Raw genomic sequence first — 18,984 nt, 5'->3', positions numbered from 1 at the left:
GTGTCGGGCCTCCATTTCTGATCTCGTCGCCCGACAGACAAGCGTCTCCGCGGTGTGCCACGTTCTGATTGGCTCAATCGCCCCGGAGACGCATTCTTGCACGTCAGGCCGGATTGAATTGACAAACCATTTCACGTATCAGCTTGAAAGGATTTTAAATTACTGTTTTTAAAGTATAATTATATGTTCCGTCATATCTGTAGTGTTTTTCTCCGATGCATTTTTTGTCTGGGTTTCGCCGTTTCTTCCGTTCCGCAAACCCTCGCTTCGATCGACGCTGAAAGCGAATTCACCGGAGCGCTCAATCACCGCGTCGAAACCGAAGCCCTTAGGCTCATCGACGTCCATGGCGCACCAGGCGTGGTGGTTGCGATAACGTTTCAGGGCAAGCATCAGGTTTTCAATTTCGGGGTGGCCTCGCGCCAGACCGGCGCTCCCGTGGCCAACGATACACTGTTTGAAATTGGTGCGATCAGCGAGACATTTTCAGGCCTGCTTGCTGCATATGCGCATCAGCGGGGAATGCTTTCTCTCTTCGATGAGGCAGGCGACTGTTTGCCTGCCATGAAGGACAGTCTGCTTGGCAGGGTGAGTGTCTTTGAAATCGCCACCCATGCCCGAAGGTTCGAGCTGTTCCTCTCCAACAAGGGAAAGGCGCAGGATCCGTTCATGTCCGATCTCACGGAATGGAAAGCGCGCCATTCTTCTGGCACATCGCATCTCCATCCGGATCTGGGAGCCCTGCTTCTGGGCAGGGTCACGTCCGAAGCGTTCAACATGCCTTATGCTGCCGCAATACGCAGTGTCCTGCTGCCACAGCTTGGGCTGGCGCAGACGTTTCTCGAAGTGCCAGCCGGGGCACAGGAGAGCTACGCACAGGGCTACACTGTCGATGACAAGCCCGTGCGACAACGGCTGACACCTCAGACCTTTGCCGCCAATGGCATAAAGACCACGGCAGGCGAGCTGATCCGTTATGTCGAAGCGCATCTCACACGTGAGCTGCTCGACCCGGAGATGCAACAGGCAATCGAGATGGCGTTGACCGGGTACGCACGGGTCGGCCCCTTCACCCGCACCCTCATGTGGGAGCAATACGCCTACCCGGTGAGCCTTGAGCGATTGACCGAAGGCAGCTCCATACGAACCAAAGGGGAGGATGAACTGGCGGTGCGACTAAACCCGCCATTTCCACCGCGAGAAAAGGTTCTGCTCAGCAAGGCTGGGGCGACCGACGGTTTTACGGCATATGTGGCCTTCGTGCCGATCAGGCGAACCGGTATTGCGCTGCTGGTCAACAAGTCCATTCCGGAAGCTGAACTCCTGGGTGCGGCCTATCGAATTCTTGAAATGGGACAGGATCCTCAGCCTTAGGCCCCCCTGTTCACCGGCTGGTGTCGTTTCCAGCCGGCGAACAAAGCACAGTTCTAGCGTCGCGCCACCACGGGCACGTAGTTCTCCAGATCGGTATTTGGGAAATGCACCGTGTTTCCGGTTTCCGAGGAGAGGTAGAGGCCCATCAGGATTTCCATCACCGCGACACCGTCGGCAAAGGTCTCGATCGGCTCTTCGCCCTTGCGGAAGCACTCGACCATATGCCGGTTCTCATCCGTGTAGCCATAGACCCCGGCTTCATCTTCCAGCACCGGCATCAGGCCCTGCTCGGCGTTCTGCTTTTCAACGAGATCCTCGCCTTCATCACCGGTCACCTCACGCGACATGAAGATCTTGAGGCCGGTTCCCAGCGAGTTGAACTCCATCGCATACTCCGGCCCAAGCAGCTCAAGTTGGATGCGCAGGCCCGCTCCTACATAGGCCCAGGAGGTGCTTGCCTCGATCATCAGCTCGTTGCCGTCCTCGTCTTCCAGCATCACATTGCCGCGCGCAAAATCTTCCGAGGGGCGGTTTGCATAGTCCACTTCGGGACCGAACCGCTTCTTGAGGTCCTCCACATAGCGCGGGCGGGTCCATTTCAGATTGGCCACATTGCCCTGCACGGCCTTGAGTTTCAGCGAGTCGCGCTTTTTGCCTGGCTCTGTCAGGAGATGGCGTGCCACCTCGACGCTGTGGCACATCATGTCGAGCAACACGCCGCCGCCCTGCTTGTCGCCCTGCCAGAACCAGGGCTCGTGCGGGCCGGAATGCTCTTCCGCCGCGCGTGCGAGGTAAGGGCGGCCGGTGGTGGAAGCGGCGCGGCGCCAGATGATCTCCTTGCCGCGCAGAACGGGCGTGGCAAAGACCTGATTTTCCAGATAGCCATGGTTCAGTTTGGCGGCTTCGGCAAGCCTGAGCATCTCGCGTGCATCGGCCACCGTCCGCGCAAGCGGCTTCTCGCAGGCCACGGCAAACACCTTGCTGCGTCCGGCCACCACTTCGTCATGGATGGTGCGCATGGTGTCCACGCGCGTGTCGTTGGGCGAGAGGATCCAGATCGCGTCCACGTCGTCTGCCTGCACCATAGACACCAGGCTGTCATGGCTCTTGCAGTCGCCGAGGCCCAGTTCGGCCACCAGCTTGACGATGCGTTCGCGGTTTTCCGCCTTGCGGCTATAGACGGCGGTCACGTCCACATGGCGCACGGCCACCATGGAGCGCAGGTGAAATTCGGCGATGAAGCCCGTGCCGACAAGGCCGATGCGCAGGCGTTTTCTGGGCTGTGCGGACATGGTTGTTTTCCTTTCAGGCTGATTTGGGTGGTGCGGTGGTGCCGCGCACGCGCAGCGTGGCGGGCAGGACCACCGGTTGTGTGGGCACATTCGTCCCGGAAAGCATTTTGAGAAGAATGCTCATCGCCTGCCGCCCGATGTCGATGCGCGGCTGGCTGACAGTGGTGAGCGGCGGATAGAAAGCCTCGCTCAGATAGAGATCGTCGAACCCCACGACAGAAACGTCGCCCGGCACGTCACGTCCCGTTTCACGCAGATGGTGAATGGCGCCGAAGGCCATTTCGTCATTGGACACGAAGATGGCTGTTGGCGGCTCGGGAAGCTTAAAAAGCGCCTCGCAGGCGCGCGCGCCACCGTGAAGAAGATAATCGCCGCGCTGTTCATAGCCCTCCGGTACGGCAAGCCCGGCTTTGCGCATGGCGCGGCGGTAGCCCTCCTGGCGGCGAAGGCTCATGACTTCCGGCACGGGACCGGAAATATGGGCAATGCGCCTGTGCCCAAGTTCGATCAGGTGTTCCACCGCCTCGCAGGCGGCTGCGACATTGTCGATCTGCACATGCGGGAAGCCAGAGCCCTCGATGGTTTCCAGCGCCACCACGATGGGCGCGTTGGGGGGCAGTCTGTTGCGCGCGCCATCCTCTTCCGGCAATTTCCCCGTCATCAGGATCATGCCGTCGGCATGGCCATCGCGCAGCATGTCGAAATATTCGATCTCGCGTTCGGGGTCGTTCTCCGTATTGCCCATCAGCACGGAATAGCCGGCGGCGCGCGCCGTCGCTTCGACGCTCTTCAGAATGTCGAGATAGAACGGGTTGCCCACATCGCGCACCACCATCAGCACCGCCATGGAGCGCGCGGTGCGCAGGCTGCGCGCACTGGCATTGGGGCGATAGTTCAGCGCATCGGCCGTCTTGCGCACGCGTGCACGCGTCTCGTCCGTGACGAGATCACTGCCGCTCAGTGCACGAGACACGGTGGCCGGAGAAACGCCCAGCACGTCCGCAATATCCTTGATCTTGGGCCGCCGGTTCATGCGCGCAGCCCCCGCCCGCGGCCGTAGAACAGCATGAGCACCAGAAGCGTTGCGCCGAACACCATCTGCCGGCCCGATTCATCGATGTTGATCGTGGTCAGGATGCTTTGCAGAACCACCAGCAGAACCGCGCCCGCCATGGTGCCGGTATAGCCGCCCTTGCCGCCTGAAAGCGGCGTGCCGCCAAACACCACGGCAATGATCGAAGGCAACATGTATTGCTCCCCCACATTGGCAAAAGAGGAGCCCGAATAGCCAAGCAGGCAGAGCCCGGCAATGGCGGCAAAAACGCCCGAGAGCATGAAGAGCGCAATGCGCATGCGCCGCACCGGCACGCCGGCCATGAAGGCGGCCTGCTCGTTGGAGCCGATCGCATAGATGCGCTGGCCGAATACGGTGCGATGCAGAATGAAGGCCATCAGAAGGCCGACGCCGATCCACAGCCAGATAATGCCGGGCAGGCCCAGCAGAAAGGGTTTTGTCACGAATTCCGAAAGGGCAGGGGCGGCACGGCCCGAAGGGATGCCCTGCCGGATGACAACGAGCAGCCCCTGAAGAACACCCAGCATGCCGAGCGTCATCACCAGCGGCGGAATGCGCAGAAGCGTGACGCCGAGCCCGTTGAACAGGCCGAAGAGCGCGCCGGTCGCAACACAGGCGAGAATGGCCAGCGGGATGCCGCCATCCATGCCGTTCATCACATTGCCGGCCACGATGGCAGACAGGGAGACCACGCCGCCAACGGAAAGATCGATGCCCTCGCGCCCACCCAGAATGACGAGGTTCTGCCCGGCGGCGACAATGCCGAGCAGGGCAGCAACGATGAGCAGCCGCAGGATCTGCCCACCCGAGGCGAAGCCTGGTGAAAGCGTGTTGCCGAGGAAGAGCAGTGCCGTGATCAGCACCAATGCGATCAGAAGCGGGTTCTTCGCGATTTCGATGGCCCGGTTCATGCGCGCCCCCTGCGGCTCACGAGAACGCCCACCATCAGGGCGGCGAGAATGGCGAGGCCCTGCACGAAATTCTGCCAGTGCGAGGGTGTGCCGGCGAAGAACACCAGCGAATTGATGAGCCCGATGATGAGCGCCGCGATGACCGAACCCGCCACCGTGCCAAACCCGCCCGAAAGCGCGCTTCCACCCAGCACCACGGCCGCCACACTGAAGAGCGTCATCTTCGCGCCGACGAGAGGATCGCCGCTCGCCGTGTCGCCGGTGATGCAGAAGGCGGCAAGGGCCGCAAACACGCCGCACAGCGCATAGCCGCCAATGCGGATCGTTGTCACGGGAAGCCCGCTCTGGAAGGCTGCCTGCTGCCCGTCGCCCACCGCCAGAAGTTGCGTGGCAAGCCGGGTGCGGGCAAGCAGGTAAAGCAGAATGGCGAGCGCCGCAGCCACATAGAAGACGAACGGAATGCCGAAGAATGTGCCCCCATAGGTGCGCCAGAAAACGGTGGGCGCGGGCATGCCGGCCACCGGCAGGATGACGAGCGCCAGCCCGGTGAAGAAGATGCTGGTGGCAAAGGTTGCGACGATCGCCTGCAGCCTGAGCGCGGCCACCACGAAACCGTTGAGCAGACCACAGGCGAGCCCCACAAGAACCCCGATTCCAAGCGCAGCCAGCACCGAAAGCCCGCCGCCGCCCATATGCTGCATCAACACAATGATCGTTACATTGACCAGCGAGGCGATGGCGCCGACCGAAAGGTCGATATCGGCGGCATAGACCACATAGGTCTGCGCCACGGCCAGAAGCATCAGCGCCAGATAGGTGCGCACCAGCCCGGTGAGCGAGCGAAAGCTCAGACTGTTCGGCTCGAAAATGCCGTTCAGAACCAGAAGGACGACAAGAATGAACAGGGCAGGCAAAAAAGGAAACCGTCCGAGCAGCGCCCGAAAGCTCCCATTGTCCTGCCTTGTGGGTGTGGAGACACTGGTCATGATCATGCCGCCTCGTAGGCTGCCTGGTAGAGATTGTAGCGGGTACGCTCGGCGCCGCTCAGTTCGCGGCTCACCGCCCCGCCATTGAAGACAAGAATCCGGTCGGCATTGTTCAGAAGCTCCGCGTCTTCGGACGAGTAAAGCAGGATTGCGAGCCCTTCTTCGGCAAGCTTGCGGATCAGCGCGAAAAGGTCCGCCTTGGCGGAAAGGTCGATGCCCTTGGTCGGATCGTCGAGAAGCAGGATGTCCGGTTTGTCGATCAGCCAACGGGCAATCACGATTTTCTGCTGGTTGCCGCCCGACAACGATCCTATGGAATGGGAAAGCCCGGCAAACTTGGTGTTCAGCGCCTTGAGTGCGGGAAGGGCCTTTTCCGAAAGCTTGCCCGGTCTTGCCAGCACAAGCCTGTTGCGCAGTGCATGAATGGGCGTGACATTCTCAAGTATGGGCCGTCCGCTGATCACGCCGTCACGTCCCCGGTCTCCCGAAACATAGGCGATGCCCTGCGCGATGGCCGCACGCGGGCTCTCGGTGCGGAGCGCCTGCCCGTTGAGCGCGGCCTGCCCTGAAAGCGCAGGCGGTGCGCCGAACAGCGCCTTCAGAAGCGCCGATTGCCCCTGTCCATGCAGGCCGCCAAGCCCGAGGATTTCGCCGCGCCGGACAGAAAAGCTGACATCGCGGAAGCCGTCTCCGGTCAGGTTGTCGACTGCCAGTGCCGTGTCGCTGGAGGCCTCATGCGATGGCGGTGCCGCCTGTGGCGCGGCAAGCGCTTCCTGCGCGCCCACCATCATGTGTATGACCGCTTCCGGGCTAGTGTCTGAGATGGCTTCGGTGCCCACGGTTTCACCGTCGCGGATCACAGTCACCCGGTCGCCGATGGCGAAGATCTCATCCATGCGATGGGAAATGAAAACGATGCTGCGCCCCTCGTTCTTGAGGTCGCGCAAGATCTCGAAAAAGCGGTCCACCTGCGCGCGGTCGAGGGCGGAGGTGGGCTCGTCGAAAATCAGGATCGGCGCTTCGGTCGCCAGTGCCTTCATGATCTCGACCAGTTGCCTCTGGTCGGCGCGCAATTCGCCAACAGTGGCCTCGGCGTTGAGTTCGTCGCCCGCAACCGTCTCGAACAGCGCAATGTAGCGCCCGGCCTTTTCAAGCAGCGCTTCGCGATCGACGAAGAGCCCGTTCTTCCTCGGCAGGTCCGGCAGGCAGATGTTTTCGGCAACGCTGCGATGATCGGCCAGACTCAGTTCCTGATAGAAAATGCCGATGCCCATCGCCTGCGCGGCCCGCGGCCCGCTCACGGTCACGGCTTGCCCGTCGAGCAACACCTTGCCCGCATCGGGCCGCACGCTGCCGGCGACAATCTTGCAAAGCGTGCTCTTGCCGGAGCCATTGGCGCCGATCAGAACATGCACTTCGCCCGTGTCGAGTTCGAGGTCGCCGCGGCGTAGCGCCAGCGTGGCGCCGTAAGCCTTGCTTACACCGCTGAGCTTGAGCTTGGTCATGACATCTTTCCGAAGAGAGCGCCGCGCCAGGCAATGCCGGCGCGGCATCCATGGAACAGGCTTACTTGAACAGCGCTTCCGCATCTTCGATGGAGAGCGAGCTCGTATAGGAATAGTAGCCCGGCTTGCCTTCAACCGAGGCGGCCACTTGTTCCAGGTTTTCCGAGCTGATGAAGGGGATCGGCAGATACATGGCGTTGTTGTACTGCCCGGCCGTGGCCGGTTCCTTCAATTCACGCCCCTGCAGCATGAGAACGGCAACGTTGAGCGCGCTCGCCATCACGCCGGGCGGGTTCACCGATGCACCGGAGTTCAAGTCGTTCTCGGTCCAGATGTCGATGAAGTCCTTGCGGATCTCGCCGGTCGCGGCGATGTCACCCGCCTTGTCCGCATCCATGATGGAGCGCCACGCGCCCGCGGCCATGCCGTCCTGCACCCAAACGCCATCAATGTCGGGATAGGTGGCGAGCAGGTTCTGCATGGCCTGCTGGCCCTGCGCCTGGTCCCAGTTGGCGTTCACTTCGTTGACGATCTCGATGCCCTCGTGCTGGCCGAAGACTTCGCGGTAGCCGGCAACGCGCATTTCATTCGCCGGGTGGCCGGCAACGCCGTTGATGGCGACCACCTTGCCTTCGCCTTCCAGCGTTTCGGCCAGCCATTTGGCGCTTTCCATCGCCCAGCCTTTCTGGTCGATGCCCACATAAATGGCGTCAGGCGACGAAACCTCGGCGTCTGTGGCGATCACCAGAATGCCGGCTTCCTTGGCCTGCGCGAACACGGGGTCGAAGGCGGTCGGGCTGTTGGGGTTGATGATGATCGCATCCACGCCCTGGCTGATGAAGTTGCGCACATGGGCGATCTGGCCGGGCACGTCGACATTGGCGCTCTGGGCGACCACTTCGACATTCACGCCCTTGTCCTTCCAGGCGGCAGCAGCCTGCTCGGCTTCCTCGATCATCTGGGTGCGCCACTCGCTGCCCACCCAGCCGTTCGAAAGACCGATCTTGAAATCTTCAGCCATGGCCGAAAGCGCGGTGCCTGCAAGGGCGGCCGCAGCCACGGCGACAGTTGCCAGTCGTTTCATGAATTCCTCCCTGATGACATGCACCAGCAGCGCAGGTGGACAAAGCCCCGTTTGCCGATCGTGCAAATTCCTTCCCTTTGGCATGTCCTCCGCGAAGAGATTTCTTCGCCACGCCAATGAAATCGATTGTATGGGAAATGTAATCGATTTCAAGACCGAAAAAATCATCACCTCATGGTGAGGCAGCTGGAGCCCAGTGCCATTGCCGGAGGTGAGGGTTGCAAGGACAAAGATGATGCACGGTCACCGAACATGACAAAGCGGGGGATTGTTGCACGCTGACACAAACTGTTTCCGGAGGTTGGTTGCCCGGCTTCCAATAACTCGACTAATTTCCGGAAAAGTATCGTGATTCGAGTAGCGTATCAGTGTCAAAAGAAGTGCCGCTGGAAGTGGTCCAGCTTGAGCTGTTGCTCAGCATGGAGGATCTGATTGCCCAGGGGTTTGAAACCGCTCTGCGCAAAGTCCTTCAAAAGCTCGGCGGGACGGTGCTTTTCAACCGGCGCCTTGACGGCGACCCCCGGTTCCAGAGGGTGGCTGCGGTCATGGTTGGCCCGGATTTCGATGCGGCACTGGTCTTTTTAGACAGCTCGGGCACCGGTGTTCACGTGGAGCATTCCTGCCATAGTGATCGGATGATAGCGCGCGAGGCAGAGAAAGCGCGTGACAGGATCATGGCCAACCCGGCCGGGGAGCGCGCAGCTCCCTAGCCGAGTCTGGATGAGGGGCGGTGCCGTGTCGTCCGCGCCAGTGGAAACTGGATGATGTTCTCCGTGTTCCGCCCTGGCGAAAACTCCGCTTTCAGCGCAGCATCCATTAGCAGACCGAGTGCCTCCCGCAATTGCTGCGTGGCGGGGTCGGAGCCCTTGAGTTCGGCCTGTGCGTTTTCAAGGTGGGCGTGTACGGACGCAAAATTGGTTGGCATGGTATTCCTTTTTGGTGCCTCCGCGTTGGCGCGACAATGCACGGAAAACGTAACCGGCAAACAAACGATACGTACGGCATTTTAATTATTCTGCACGCAGATGCATTTTTTCGGGCATTGGGGCTTGCTTCGTGAAAACAGGCTTAATTAATTGTAAGCCGACTAATAAAATGACGCATCGTGGAGCCCGTAGCCGCATGGATCGTTCAATGCCGGAGAAGACGCCACGATGGGTGTGGCTGATCATGTTCACGCTGTCAGGCACATTTGCTGCGATTGCGCTGTCCGCACTCATTCAATATCTGGTCTCCCCGCCAGGCGGCATCGGGTCCGGCTGGAGTCATGTGCTGGCGGTGGTAGCGCCCCCCGCCCTCACGGCCCTGCCGCTGCTGGCCTATATTGGTCACAATTGGGAAAAAACGCGCAATCTGCGGAATGAGCACAAATTCATCTCCACGCACGATCCGGTTACCGGAGTTTTCAATGGTCGCACCTTTACCAGCATGGTCGAGAGCCGGCGCTCGACAGCCGTATCCGAGGGCGGTCGAACTTTCGGTGCCCTGCTGATCGTCGAGGTCGAAAACGCCCGTGAAATCAACATCGATTACGGGTTCGATCTCGGCGACAGGACGATGCGCGACATCGCCTCGGTCATTCGCGCCAGCGTCCGGCGCAGCGATGTGGTTGGTCGCCTGAATGAAACGGAGTTTGGTGTTTTCCTGCCCGGAGCCACCGTCGAGCAGGCGCGCAATGTGGGAGAACGGATCCGCGAAGCCGTTGCCCGTGCGCCCTTTATCGCCGAAGAAGACGCCGATGCCCTCTCTGTCGATATCGGTGGCGTGATATTCGAGGAGCAGATCGAGTTCCGCGGCCTTATGCGTATCGCCTGGGAACAATTGGAAATGGCACATCAAACCGAGAGGGACCGTTTCCGGCTCAGCGCTTTGAACGCGATAGAATCGACAGAAAATGGCGAGAGCCGTGAATGAAGGTGCGGTTCGCGCTTCTTGCTCGTTCCGAGCCTGCCTGTAGCCACCGTCTGCGGGAGCAACCGGACCAGGTGCTCCTTCCGCTGATCCTTTTGGTCCAATCAATCGGGATCAGTCATTTGAACGGAAGCGCCGTCCGTGGGCTCGCGAAAGGCTCACTGGTTGAATGAATTTCCGGTGCCTCGTGATGCAGCTGGGTGCGCATCAAATGGTCGATCATCTTGTTCTCTTCTTGGCCTATACGGATGGGGCCTTGGCATTCTTGTAAAACACCGCTTAAATGATTTCCTGAAGTGAACTGGAAAAAGCTTTCACCGCCGCCGCGGCAGAAAGCTGGCGCAGGAGGCGTTGCTTGGCGGATTCTGTCCTGATTGCCCGCATGCTTGTTTCGCCTCGTGCGTGCGCAGTGCACGCGGAAACTTCGATATCGAATAGCCTTCGCTTTCTTGTGCCCTCGCATCATCTGTTGCGAAGGTGCGCCAACGGATTGTCCTGCATCTTCGCGTAACCACCGAAGTCGCAGGACGGATCGCAACCTAGGGTATCGCATTGCACATGCAGTCGTTCGCCCAAGGCAAGGGAGGAATACATGACCGAAATCTCGATGACCGTGAATGGCAGGGCGGCGAGCGCCTCGGTGCCGGACAACACGCTTTTGGTGGATTTTCTGCGAGAGCACCTGCGTTTGACCGGCACGCATGTGGGGTGTGATACCAGCCAGTGCGGCGCCTGCGTGGTTCATGTCGACGGCCGCGCGGTGAAAAGCTGCACAATGCTCGCGGCTTCTGCCGAAGGCACGGAAGTCACCACCATCGAGGGTCTCGCCAATGGCGAACTCCATCCCATGCAGGCGGCGTTCAAGGAAAACCACGGTCTCCAATGCGGCTTCTGCACGCCGGGCATGATCATGTCGGCGACGGACATGGTGGCCCGCTATCGTGCTGCCGGCAAGGAACTCACGGAAGAGGCAATCCGCCACGAGCTGGAAGGCAATATCTGTCGCTGCACCGGCTACCACAACATCGTTCGTGCGATCCAGGATGGCGCGGCGAAGATGGCTACGAGCTGAGGGAGGACATGAGATGCGCGAACAAGGCATCGGCGCCCGCGTCCTCCGCAAGGAAGACAGGCGATTCATCACCGGCAAGGGCCGCTATACCGACGACATTCGCAATGAACGGCAGTCCTATGCTGCCTTCGTGCGCAGTCCGCATGCCCACGCGAAGGTCAAATCCATCGACAGCGCGCAAGCGGAAAAGATGGATGGTGTGATTGCCGTCCTCAACGGCAGGCAACTGACCGACGACGGCATCGGAAACCTCATCTGCGGCTGGGCTGTGAGTTCCAAGGACGGCAATCCCATGAACATGGGCGCGTGGTCCGCACTCGCCACCGACAAGGTGCGCTATGTGGGTGATGCGGTCGTTCTCGTCGTGGCCGAGACGCAGGCCCAGGCACGCGCTGCTGCAGAAGCCGTGGAGGTCGATTATGAAGAACTCCCGGCCGTCGTGCATGCGGTCGATGCGCTGAAAGACGGGGCGCCGCAGGTGCATGAAAACGCCCCCGGCAACCTCATCTTCGACTGGGGGCTGGGCGAAGAGGCTGCGGTCGACAAGGCGCTCGCCGGTGCCGCCCATGTCACCGAGATGAAGATCATCAACAACCGCCTGTCGCCAAACCCGATGGAGCCGCGTTCGGCAATCGCCACCTACGACGAGGCGGAAGATCACTACACGCTCTACACCACCAGCCAGAACCCGCATGTGGCGCGGCTTGTGCTCTCCGCCTTTTATCAGGTCGCTCCCGAACACAAGCTGCGCGTCATTGCTCCTGATGTGGGCGGTGGCTTCGGCTCCAAGATCTACATCTACCCGGAAGAGATCGCCTGCCTGTGGGCCTCCATGAAAACCAAGCGTTCGGTAAAATGGACGTCGACGCGGTCAGAGGCCTTCCTCACCGATGCGCATGGTCGCGATCACGTCTCCACGGCGAAGATCGGCTTTGATGCACAAAACCGCATCGTCGGTCTCAAGGTCGACACCATCGCAAATCTCGGCGCCTATATGTCGCTGTTCTCGTCTGCGGTGCCCACCTATCTCTATGCGACCCTGCTTTCGGGCCAGTACGACATTGCCAATATCTACTGCAATGTGCGCACGGTCTACACCAACACTGCACCGGTCGATGCCTATCGCGGTGCGGGCCGACCCGAGGCCTGCTTCCTTGTCGAACGCATCATGGAAACGGCGGCACGCGAACTCGGCGTCGACCCGGCAGAATTGCGCCGCATCAACTTCATCCACGAGTTTCCGCATGAGACCCCGGTCATCATGACCTATGATGCAGGCGACTTTGCCGGCAATCTCGACCAGGCGCTCGAGGCAGCCGATTACAAGGGCTTCCCCGCCCGTCGTGCCGAGGCGGCCAGGCGCGGCAAGCTGCGCGGCATCGGGCTTGCCTCCTATATCGAAGCCTGCGGCATCGCGCCTTCGGCAGCCGTTGGCTCGCTGGGCGCGGGCGTCGGCCTTTGGGAGAGTGCGGAGGTGCGGGTCAATCCCGTCGGCACGATCGAGGTTCTGACCGGCAGTCACAGCCATGGGCAGGGCCATGAAACGACCTTCGCGCAGGTGGTAGCCGAGCGCTTCGGTCTTCCCATCGAGAACATCCAGATCGTTCATGGCGACACAGACAAGGTCCAGTTCGGCATGGGCACCTATGGTTCGCGTTCCGGCCCGGTGGGCATGTCGGCCATCGTCAAGGCACTCGACAAGGTCGAGGCCAAGGTCAGGAAGATCGCCGCCCATGTGCTGGAAGTATCGGAGGACGATCTCGTCATCGAGAATGGTGAAGTCAAGGTGGCCGGCACCGATCGTGCCATGGCCTGGCACGAGGTGGGTCTTGCCGCCTATACGGCCCACAATCTTCCGGCCGGAATGGAGCCGGGACTGAAGGAGGGCGCGTTCTATGATCCCGCCAACTTCACGTTTCCGGCCGGCACCTATGTCTGCGAAGTGGAGGTGGATCCTGACACGGGCGAAACGAAGATCGTCCAGTTCGTTGCTTCCGATGATTTCGGAACCATCATCAATCCGATGATCGTCGAGGGCCAGGTTCACGGCGGTATTGCTCAGGGTGTCGGCCAGGCCATGCTCGAGAATGTGGTCTATGATGAAGACGGCCAGCTCCTGTCGGCCAGCTACATGGATTACACCATGCCGCGTGCCGACAATGTGCCGAGCTTCGCCATTCATCATCATTCCACCAAGAGTCCGTCAAACCCGCTCGGGATGAAGGGGTGTGGGGAGGCAGGGGCCATCGGCACACCGCCGGCGGTCATCAACGCCATCACCGATGCGATCGGCAACAATGATCTCCAGATGCCGGCCACGCCGCCGCGCGTCTGGGCGGCATTGCAGGCCGCCTCATCTAAAATCGCGGCTGAATAGGGAGGCCCGCCATGTATGATGTAACCTATCACCGCCCCACAAGCGTCGAAGATGCGGTAGCAAAATTTTCTGCCGCCTCTGACGGACAGTTGCTCGCCGGCGGCCAGACCCTGCTTCCCACCATGAAACACCGGCTTGCCGCCCCGTCCGACCTGATCGATCTGCGAGGTATCTCCGGGCTCAGTGGTGTTGAGGTCTCCGGCCGCAACGTTACCATCGGTGCCATGACCAGCCATGCGGCGGTTGCCGAGAATGCCGAACTCGCGAAGGTGTGCCCGGCCATCGTCAGGCTTGCCGGTGGCATTGGCGACCCTGCGGTGCGCCATCAGGGAACGATCGGCGGATCGATTGCAAACAACGATCCGTCTGCTGATTATCCGGCGGGGCTCCTCGCACTCTCAGCGACGATCCACACCAATCAGCGCCAGATTGCTGCGGATGACTTTTTCACCGGGCTGTTTTCCACGGCCCTCGACGAGGGTGAAATCATCACTGCGGTCAGCTTCGTTGCGCCGGATGCGTGTGGCTACGCAAAATTCCCCAATCCTGCCTCGCGCTATGCGATGACAGGTGTCTTTGTCTCCAAAGGCAGCGGCGCTGTGCGTGTTGCCATCACGGGCGCAGGGTCGGATGGCGTCTTCCGGCATGATGGGCTTGAGCAGGCTTTGGCAAAGGAGTGGTCGGCGGCGGCTGTCGACGGCGTCACGATTTCGCCGGACAACCTCATGTCAGACATCCATTGTGATGCGGCTTACCGTGCAAACCTGATCAAGGCGATGGCAAAACGCGCAGTCGGTTGACGATGGCCAGACACATCGCTAGCCGGGCACTTCCCGTGTCCGGCTAAGCGTTTGAGAGCAGCGCGCTTTCACCATTCTTGTCTGCCGGCTCGGTGACGATCCTGTTCCGACCGAGGTGTTTGGCGTGATAAAGATAAGAGTCCGCGCGATTGAGAAGCCTGTCGAGATCTTCACCGAACCTTTTTTCCACGACCCCGAAACTGGCTGAAACTTGTGTTTTCTGGGCGCGCAAGGGGAGCGGGCGGGAAGAAAGCCGCTGGCGCAGCCGCTCTGCCAGATCGCGCGCACCCTCAAGATCCGTATTCGGTAGAAGAAGGGCGAATTCCTCCCCCCCGATACGGCCCACGATATCGCTCGATCGCGCCGTATTCAGCAATATGCTGCCAAAGGACTTCAAAACCAGATCTCCGGCGCTGTGACCATGCGTATCGTTGATCTGCTTGAAGTGGTCGAGGTCGCAGACAATGAGGGAAAGCGGTGCTCTGCGGCGCGATGATGCATGACGGGAAGCCTGCTCTTCAAAACCCCGCCGGTTCAGGACGCCCGTCAGCCCGTCACGGTCGCGGTCGCGGCGCAGTTCATCCATGACATCCGTCAGGATGGTGGCCAGAACTGTAAGCGCAAGAGCTGCGCCCATTACGGAGAGCGACAACTGCAGGGTTTGCCAGAAGAGTGAGTCTCCCGGCGCGATGCTCATCATCGGCAGAGAGCGTTCTGCGGTAAGAATGGTTCGCGGAAAGAATTGCAGGGCAAAGGCCAGCAGCACCCAAAAGAGAACATGGTCTGCCCGACCGGCATTTCTGCCCGGATTGATGCGCAGGGCAACAGTAAGAAGAATGGCCCCGTAGCTGAAGTTCTGCACATAGATCCGCGCGAGCAGGTTGGGCTGGACATATGCGAAATACCACAACAGAGCCATAATCACGACAAGCGGCAGCACGCCGCTCAGTAGTCCCGGCTCCTTGCCCGCGCGTCGTAATATCCCTGCGCTGGCAAGCACAACGGCAAGGGTGTAGAGGAAGCCGGAGAAGAGCGCATTTCTGCCGATCCCTGATGGCCATTGCAGGGTCTGAGACATCATGCCCAGTCCAAACAGTGCGCAGGCACCGGCGAGAAGCATGGCGTGCTTCAGCTTTCGGTCCACGATCCAGACCCAGATGAAGCCCACGGAAAAGACGAGCATAACGGTCGGGCCGATCAAACCGGTCAAGCTGATCGCAGGGCTATTCTCCATTGGGATATCCAGCATGCTAAGTGGCGAACCGACCTTTGCGGATCGCGAAATGTCCCTTCACATCCTTCCTAATGTCACATCCATAACAAAGGTTGAAGACCAGCCTGGCGGCGGTTCGTGGCGCAGGGCCTGGTTTGCGGCAGAAGCCTGTACCAACGGCTCTCGCATTGAGGCCGTTGGCCAATCGGCTGGATTGGGCTAGGGGCTTCGCAAACGTTCTTGAGGCAGGGCACAGCATGGACGAGTATCTCATTCTGGCGGTCGCGGCATTCTGCGCCGGTACATTGAACACGGTCGCGGGTGGAGGAACCTTTCTCACCTTTCCGGCACTCGTCTATGCCGGTGTTCCGGTTGTTGCCGCGAATGCCACCAGCGCGGTTGCGGTGTTTCCCGGCTATCTCGGTGGCGCACTCGGTTTTCGATCCGAGATCGCCGCTTTCGATCGTCCGCGCCTTTTGCGCATCGCCGGGCTTACGGCTTTCGGCGGGCTGGCAGGCTCGCTTCTCCTGCTTGTTTCCTCCAATGAGGCGTTCTCGCTTGTCGTGCCGTTCCTGCTTGCCATCGCCACGCTTACCTTCGCCTTCGGAGCGAAGCTCCAGGATATCGCCCGCCGTTTTGGCAGCGGGACGGGGGAGGGCCGGTTCAGCACGATCCTCGTTGCGATCTATGGCGGCTATTTCAATGGCGGTCTGGGCATCGTTCTTCTTGCGCTGTTCTCGCTCTGGGGCATGCGTGATCTGAACACGATGAACGGCCTGAAAAACGGGCTCTCCTTCATCCTCTCGGCCATTTCGGTGGCCACATTCGCGCTTGCCGGCATCGTCGCCTGGCCGCAGGCGCTGGTCATGATGGTTGCGGCCACGGTTGGCGGCTATGCGGGCGCTCCGCTTGCCCGCGCTCTCCCGGCTTCCGTGGTGCGCGCGGTGGTCATCATTGTGGGAACAGTGATGAGCCTGGTCTTTTTTGCGAGGTTGTTTTAGAGCTTGCGTCAGCGCGCGGTTTATTTATTCAACCAAGCCTTGCTTTTGACGCAATTCACATCTATGTCTTGCTCATCGAAATTGCTGTTGAACTTTGTTTTTGCGCTGCCAAGCGCCCCTACGATCTTCCTTCAAATTCGAACTTCCTGGTGCTCGGCAGTTGCCGGCATCAATTCCCTATGACGATTTGAAAGGAAAATCGCATGTCTATTGGTACCGTAAAATTCTTCAATGCCACCAAAGGTTTCGGCTTTATCGCTCCTGACAATGGCGACAATGACGTCTTCGTTCACATCTCGGCCGTCGAGCGTGCCGGTATGCAGAACATCGTTGAAGGCCAGAAGCTGAGCTTCGACGTCGTGCAGGACCGCAAGTCCGGCAAGAGCGCCGCAGACAATCTGCAGGCTGCATAGTTTTCATCTCTGCGACGTGACCACGGATGTACTGGCACGTCGCGTCGAGATGATCGGGAAGGTCGGGTTCGCGCCCGGCCTTTTTTGCGTCAGCTCTTCGGAGCAGATCCCCTCAGGTCTGGCTGGCTGCGCCGGAAACACCGCTTTCAGCATGGTCGTGCCAGACAAAATGCCCGCCGCCAATGTCGTGCGCGGCTTGCCTTGGAGGCACATAGTCGAGCCCATGCACGGGGCTCGGCAGGTCCTCGGCCTTTTCGATAAAAGCCCGCTTTGGGCGTGACGGGTCGGCCACCGGCACCGCCGCCATAAGCTTTTTCGTATAATCGTGCTGCGGGTTCTCGAAAATCTGAGCCCGGCTGCCCATCTCCACGAAGCGTCCCATATACATCACCGCAACCCGGTGGCTGATCTGCTCCACCACGGCCATATCGTGCGAGATGAAGAGATAGGACATGCCCGTCTCGTTCTGGATATCCTGCAACAGATCGAGCACCTGCGCCTGGATCGAAACGTCGAGCGCCGCCACCGATTCATCTGCCACAATCAGCTTGGGCGAAAGCGAAAGCGCGCGGGCAATGCAGATGCGCTGGCGCTGGCCGCCGGAAAATTCATGCGGATAGCGCCGCATCTGGTCGGTCGAAAGCCCTACGCGTTTGAAGAGATAGGCGACCCGGTCTTCCAGTTCGCTGCCGCTTGCCAGACCATGGATCTGCAACGGCTCGGCCACCAGATCGCCGACACGCATGCGCGGATCGAGCGAGGCATAGGGATCCTGAAAGATCATCTGCACGTCACGCAGCACCGGCCGCATGGCGCGTGGTGCAAGCCCGTGCGTGGAACGGTCGCCAACGCGAATGTCTCCCTGCCAGGGGATCAGGTTCAACAGCGCCTTGCCGGTGGTCGACTTGCCGCAGCCCGATTCCCCGACCAGCGACAACGTCTCGCCTGCCATGATGTCGAAGGAAACGCCTTCCACCGCATGCACGCGCTGCACAGGGCGTTGCAGGATGCCGCCCTTGATGTCGAAGCGCACGGTCAGGTCTTTCACGGAAACCAGCGGTTCGGCGGCAAGCGGCTTTTCTGGTCCTGTTCCGGGGCGGGCCGCCACGCGTTTTGGCTCCGTGGTGCCGGTCATCTCTCCCAACCGAGGCACGGCGGCAAGCAGCTCGCGCGTGTAAGGGTGGCGTGGTTCTGAGAAAATCACGCTGGCAGGGCTGTGTTCCACCATGCGCCCGTGCTGCATCACCAGCACGTCGTCTGCCATCTCGGCCACCACGCCCATATCATGCGTGATCATGATCACGGAGATGCCGAGATCGGCCTGAAGCTTGCGGATCAGCGCCAGTATCTGCGCCTGCACGGTTACGTCCAGCGCCGTCGTGGGCTCGTCTGCAATCAGGATTTGCGGGCTTTGTGCCAGCGCCATGGCGATCACCACGCGCTGCCGCATGCCGCCGGAAAGCTCGTGCGGATATTGCTTCAAGCGCCGCGCGGGCTCGGGTATCTGCACCTGATCGAGCAGTTCAAGTGCGCGGGCACGGATCGCACTGTCGGAAAGCCCGCCATGGGCGGAAATCGCGCCAGCCAGTTGCTTGCCGATGGAAAGCACCGGGTTGAGCGAGGTCATCGGCTCCTGAAATATCATGCCGATATGGCGGCCGCGCACCTGCCGCATCTCGCCTTCCGGCAGGGCGAGAATGTCGCGCCCCGCGAGCATAGCGGACCCGCTTGAGACCCGTGCCATGGGTTTTGGCAGAAGTTGCATCAGGGAAAGAGCGGTCATGGATTTACCCGAACCGCTTTCGCCCGCAATGCACAGTGTCTTCCCGCTTTCCAGCGTGAAGGACAGATCGTCCACGACCGTGCGCGCGCCTGTTGGCGTGGCCACCTGCACGGTGAGCCCGCTTACTTCCAGAAGGCCGGTCGCTGAAGTGATGTCTTTGGCGCGCGCTTTGGTCATGGAGCCCTTC

Annotated in this window: 17 protein-coding genes; 8 read left to right on the top strand and 9 right to left on the bottom strand. The window is 60.5% G+C overall.

From position 1 onward, the window contains the following. Positions 1–183 precede the first annotated feature (183 nt). Positions 184–1,374: a serine hydrolase gene (locus tag AB2N04_RS18450; protein WP_367716121.1), complete on the top strand. Its 1,191-nt coding sequence runs from the start codon at positions 184–186 to the stop codon at positions 1,372–1,374. 53 nt (positions 1,375–1,427) lie between these two features. Here AB2N04_RS18450 and AB2N04_RS18445 read toward each other — a convergent pair whose 3' ends face one another. The 6 genes from AB2N04_RS18445 to AB2N04_RS18420 all read right to left on the bottom strand — a co-directional run bounded on the left by AB2N04_RS18445 (position 1,428) and on the right by AB2N04_RS18420 (position 8,227). Then, positions 1,428–2,666 carry a Gfo/Idh/MocA family protein gene (locus AB2N04_RS18445; RefSeq protein WP_367716120.1) on the bottom strand — a complete coding sequence of 413 codons (1,239 nt, stop codon included), beginning with the start codon at positions 2,664–2,666 and terminating at the stop codon, positions 1,428–1,430. 13 nt (positions 2,667–2,679) lie between these two features. Beyond that, a complete protein-coding gene (locus AB2N04_RS18440) occupies positions 2,680–3,699 on the bottom strand; it encodes a LacI family DNA-binding transcriptional regulator (RefSeq protein WP_367716119.1) in 1,020 nt (339 codons plus the stop codon). Beyond that, positions 3,696–4,652 (bottom strand): ABC transporter permease, encoded by a 957-nt coding sequence (locus AB2N04_RS18435; RefSeq protein WP_367716118.1) that lies wholly within the window; start codon positions 4,650–4,652, stop codon positions 3,696–3,698. Before AB2N04_RS18435 ends, AB2N04_RS18440 begins: the two co-directional genes overlap by 4 nt. Continuing rightward, complete coding sequence (locus AB2N04_RS18430) at positions 4,649–5,638, bottom strand: ABC transporter permease (RefSeq protein WP_367716116.1); 990 nt, start codon at positions 5,636–5,638, stop codon at positions 4,649–4,651. Before AB2N04_RS18430 ends, AB2N04_RS18435 begins: the two co-directional genes overlap by 4 nt. A gap of 2 nt (positions 5,639–5,640) precedes the next feature. Beyond that, positions 5,641–7,143, bottom strand: coding sequence for a sugar ABC transporter ATP-binding protein (locus AB2N04_RS18425; protein ID WP_367716115.1), 1,503 nt, complete (start codon positions 7,141–7,143; stop codon positions 5,641–5,643). A gap of 61 nt (positions 7,144–7,204) precedes the next feature. Beyond that, on the bottom strand, positions 7,205–8,227 hold the full coding sequence (locus AB2N04_RS18420; protein WP_367716114.1) for an ABC transporter substrate-binding protein: 1,023 nt from the start codon (positions 8,225–8,227) through the stop codon (positions 7,205–7,207). Positions 8,228–8,595: 368 nt separating this feature from the next. On the opposite strand from AB2N04_RS18420, the gene AB2N04_RS18415 reads away from it, so the two are divergent. Beyond that, positions 8,596–8,937: a hypothetical protein gene (locus AB2N04_RS18415; protein ID WP_367716113.1), complete on the top strand. Its 342-nt coding sequence runs from the start codon at positions 8,596–8,598 to the stop codon at positions 8,935–8,937. Here the strand turns inward: AB2N04_RS18415 and AB2N04_RS18410 are convergent. Then, a complete protein-coding gene (locus tag AB2N04_RS18410; RefSeq protein WP_367716112.1) occupies positions 8,934–9,152 on the bottom strand; it encodes a hypothetical protein in 219 nt (72 codons plus the stop codon). The genes AB2N04_RS18415 and AB2N04_RS18410 overlap by 4 nt on opposite strands. A gap of 197 nt (positions 9,153–9,349) precedes the next feature. Between AB2N04_RS18410 and AB2N04_RS18405 the strand changes: the two genes are divergently transcribed. The 4 genes from AB2N04_RS18405 to AB2N04_RS18390 all read left to right on the top strand — a co-directional run bounded on the left by AB2N04_RS18405 (position 9,350) and on the right by AB2N04_RS18390 (position 14,387). After that, positions 9,350–10,141 carry a GGDEF domain-containing protein gene (locus tag AB2N04_RS18405; RefSeq protein WP_367716111.1) on the top strand — a complete coding sequence of 264 codons (792 nt, stop codon included), beginning with the start codon at positions 9,350–9,352 and terminating at the stop codon, positions 10,139–10,141. A gap of 589 nt (positions 10,142–10,730) precedes the next feature. After that, positions 10,731–11,210: a (2Fe-2S)-binding protein gene (locus tag AB2N04_RS18400; RefSeq protein WP_367716110.1), complete on the top strand. Its 480-nt coding sequence runs from the start codon at positions 10,731–10,733 to the stop codon at positions 11,208–11,210. A 13-nt stretch (positions 11,211–11,223) separates the two neighbouring features. Further along, entirely contained in the window at positions 11,224–13,587 is a 2,364-nt protein-coding gene (locus tag AB2N04_RS18395) for a xanthine dehydrogenase family protein molybdopterin-binding subunit (RefSeq protein ID WP_367716109.1), read from the top strand. A gap of 11 nt (positions 13,588–13,598) precedes the next feature. After that, positions 13,599–14,387: a xanthine dehydrogenase family protein subunit M gene (locus tag AB2N04_RS18390; RefSeq protein ID WP_367716108.1), complete on the top strand. Its 789-nt coding sequence runs from the start codon at positions 13,599–13,601 to the stop codon at positions 14,385–14,387. Between the two features lie 43 nt (positions 14,388–14,430). Here AB2N04_RS18390 and AB2N04_RS18385 read toward each other — a convergent pair whose 3' ends face one another. Next, positions 14,431–15,621, bottom strand: a complete 1,191-nt coding sequence (locus tag AB2N04_RS18385; RefSeq protein WP_367716107.1) for a GGDEF domain-containing protein — start codon at positions 15,619–15,621, stop codon at positions 14,431–14,433. Between the two features lie 236 nt (positions 15,622–15,857). On the opposite strand from AB2N04_RS18385, the gene AB2N04_RS18380 reads away from it, so the two are divergent. Then, complete coding sequence (locus AB2N04_RS18380; protein WP_367716106.1) at positions 15,858–16,601, top strand: sulfite exporter TauE/SafE family protein; 744 nt, start codon at positions 15,858–15,860, stop codon at positions 16,599–16,601. Positions 16,602–16,804: 203 nt separating this feature from the next. Beyond that, entirely contained in the window at positions 16,805–17,014 is a 210-nt protein-coding gene (locus AB2N04_RS18375; RefSeq protein ID WP_367716105.1) for a cold-shock protein, read from the top strand. A 112-nt stretch (positions 17,015–17,126) separates the two neighbouring features. Here the strand turns inward: AB2N04_RS18375 and AB2N04_RS18370 are convergent, their stop codons facing one another. Then, positions 17,127–18,974: an ABC transporter ATP-binding protein gene (locus AB2N04_RS18370; protein ID WP_367716104.1), complete on the bottom strand. Its 1,848-nt coding sequence runs from the start codon at positions 18,972–18,974 to the stop codon at positions 17,127–17,129. Positions 18,975–18,984: the final 10 nt, after the last annotated feature.

The sequence above is a fragment of the Nitratireductor sp. GISD-1A_MAKvit genome (assembly GCF_040819555.1).
In the GTDB taxonomy this organism is placed as follows: Bacteria; Pseudomonadota; Alphaproteobacteria; order Rhizobiales; family Rhizobiaceae; genus Nitratireductor.
This window is presented reverse-complemented; position numbering and strand designations above follow the sequence as displayed.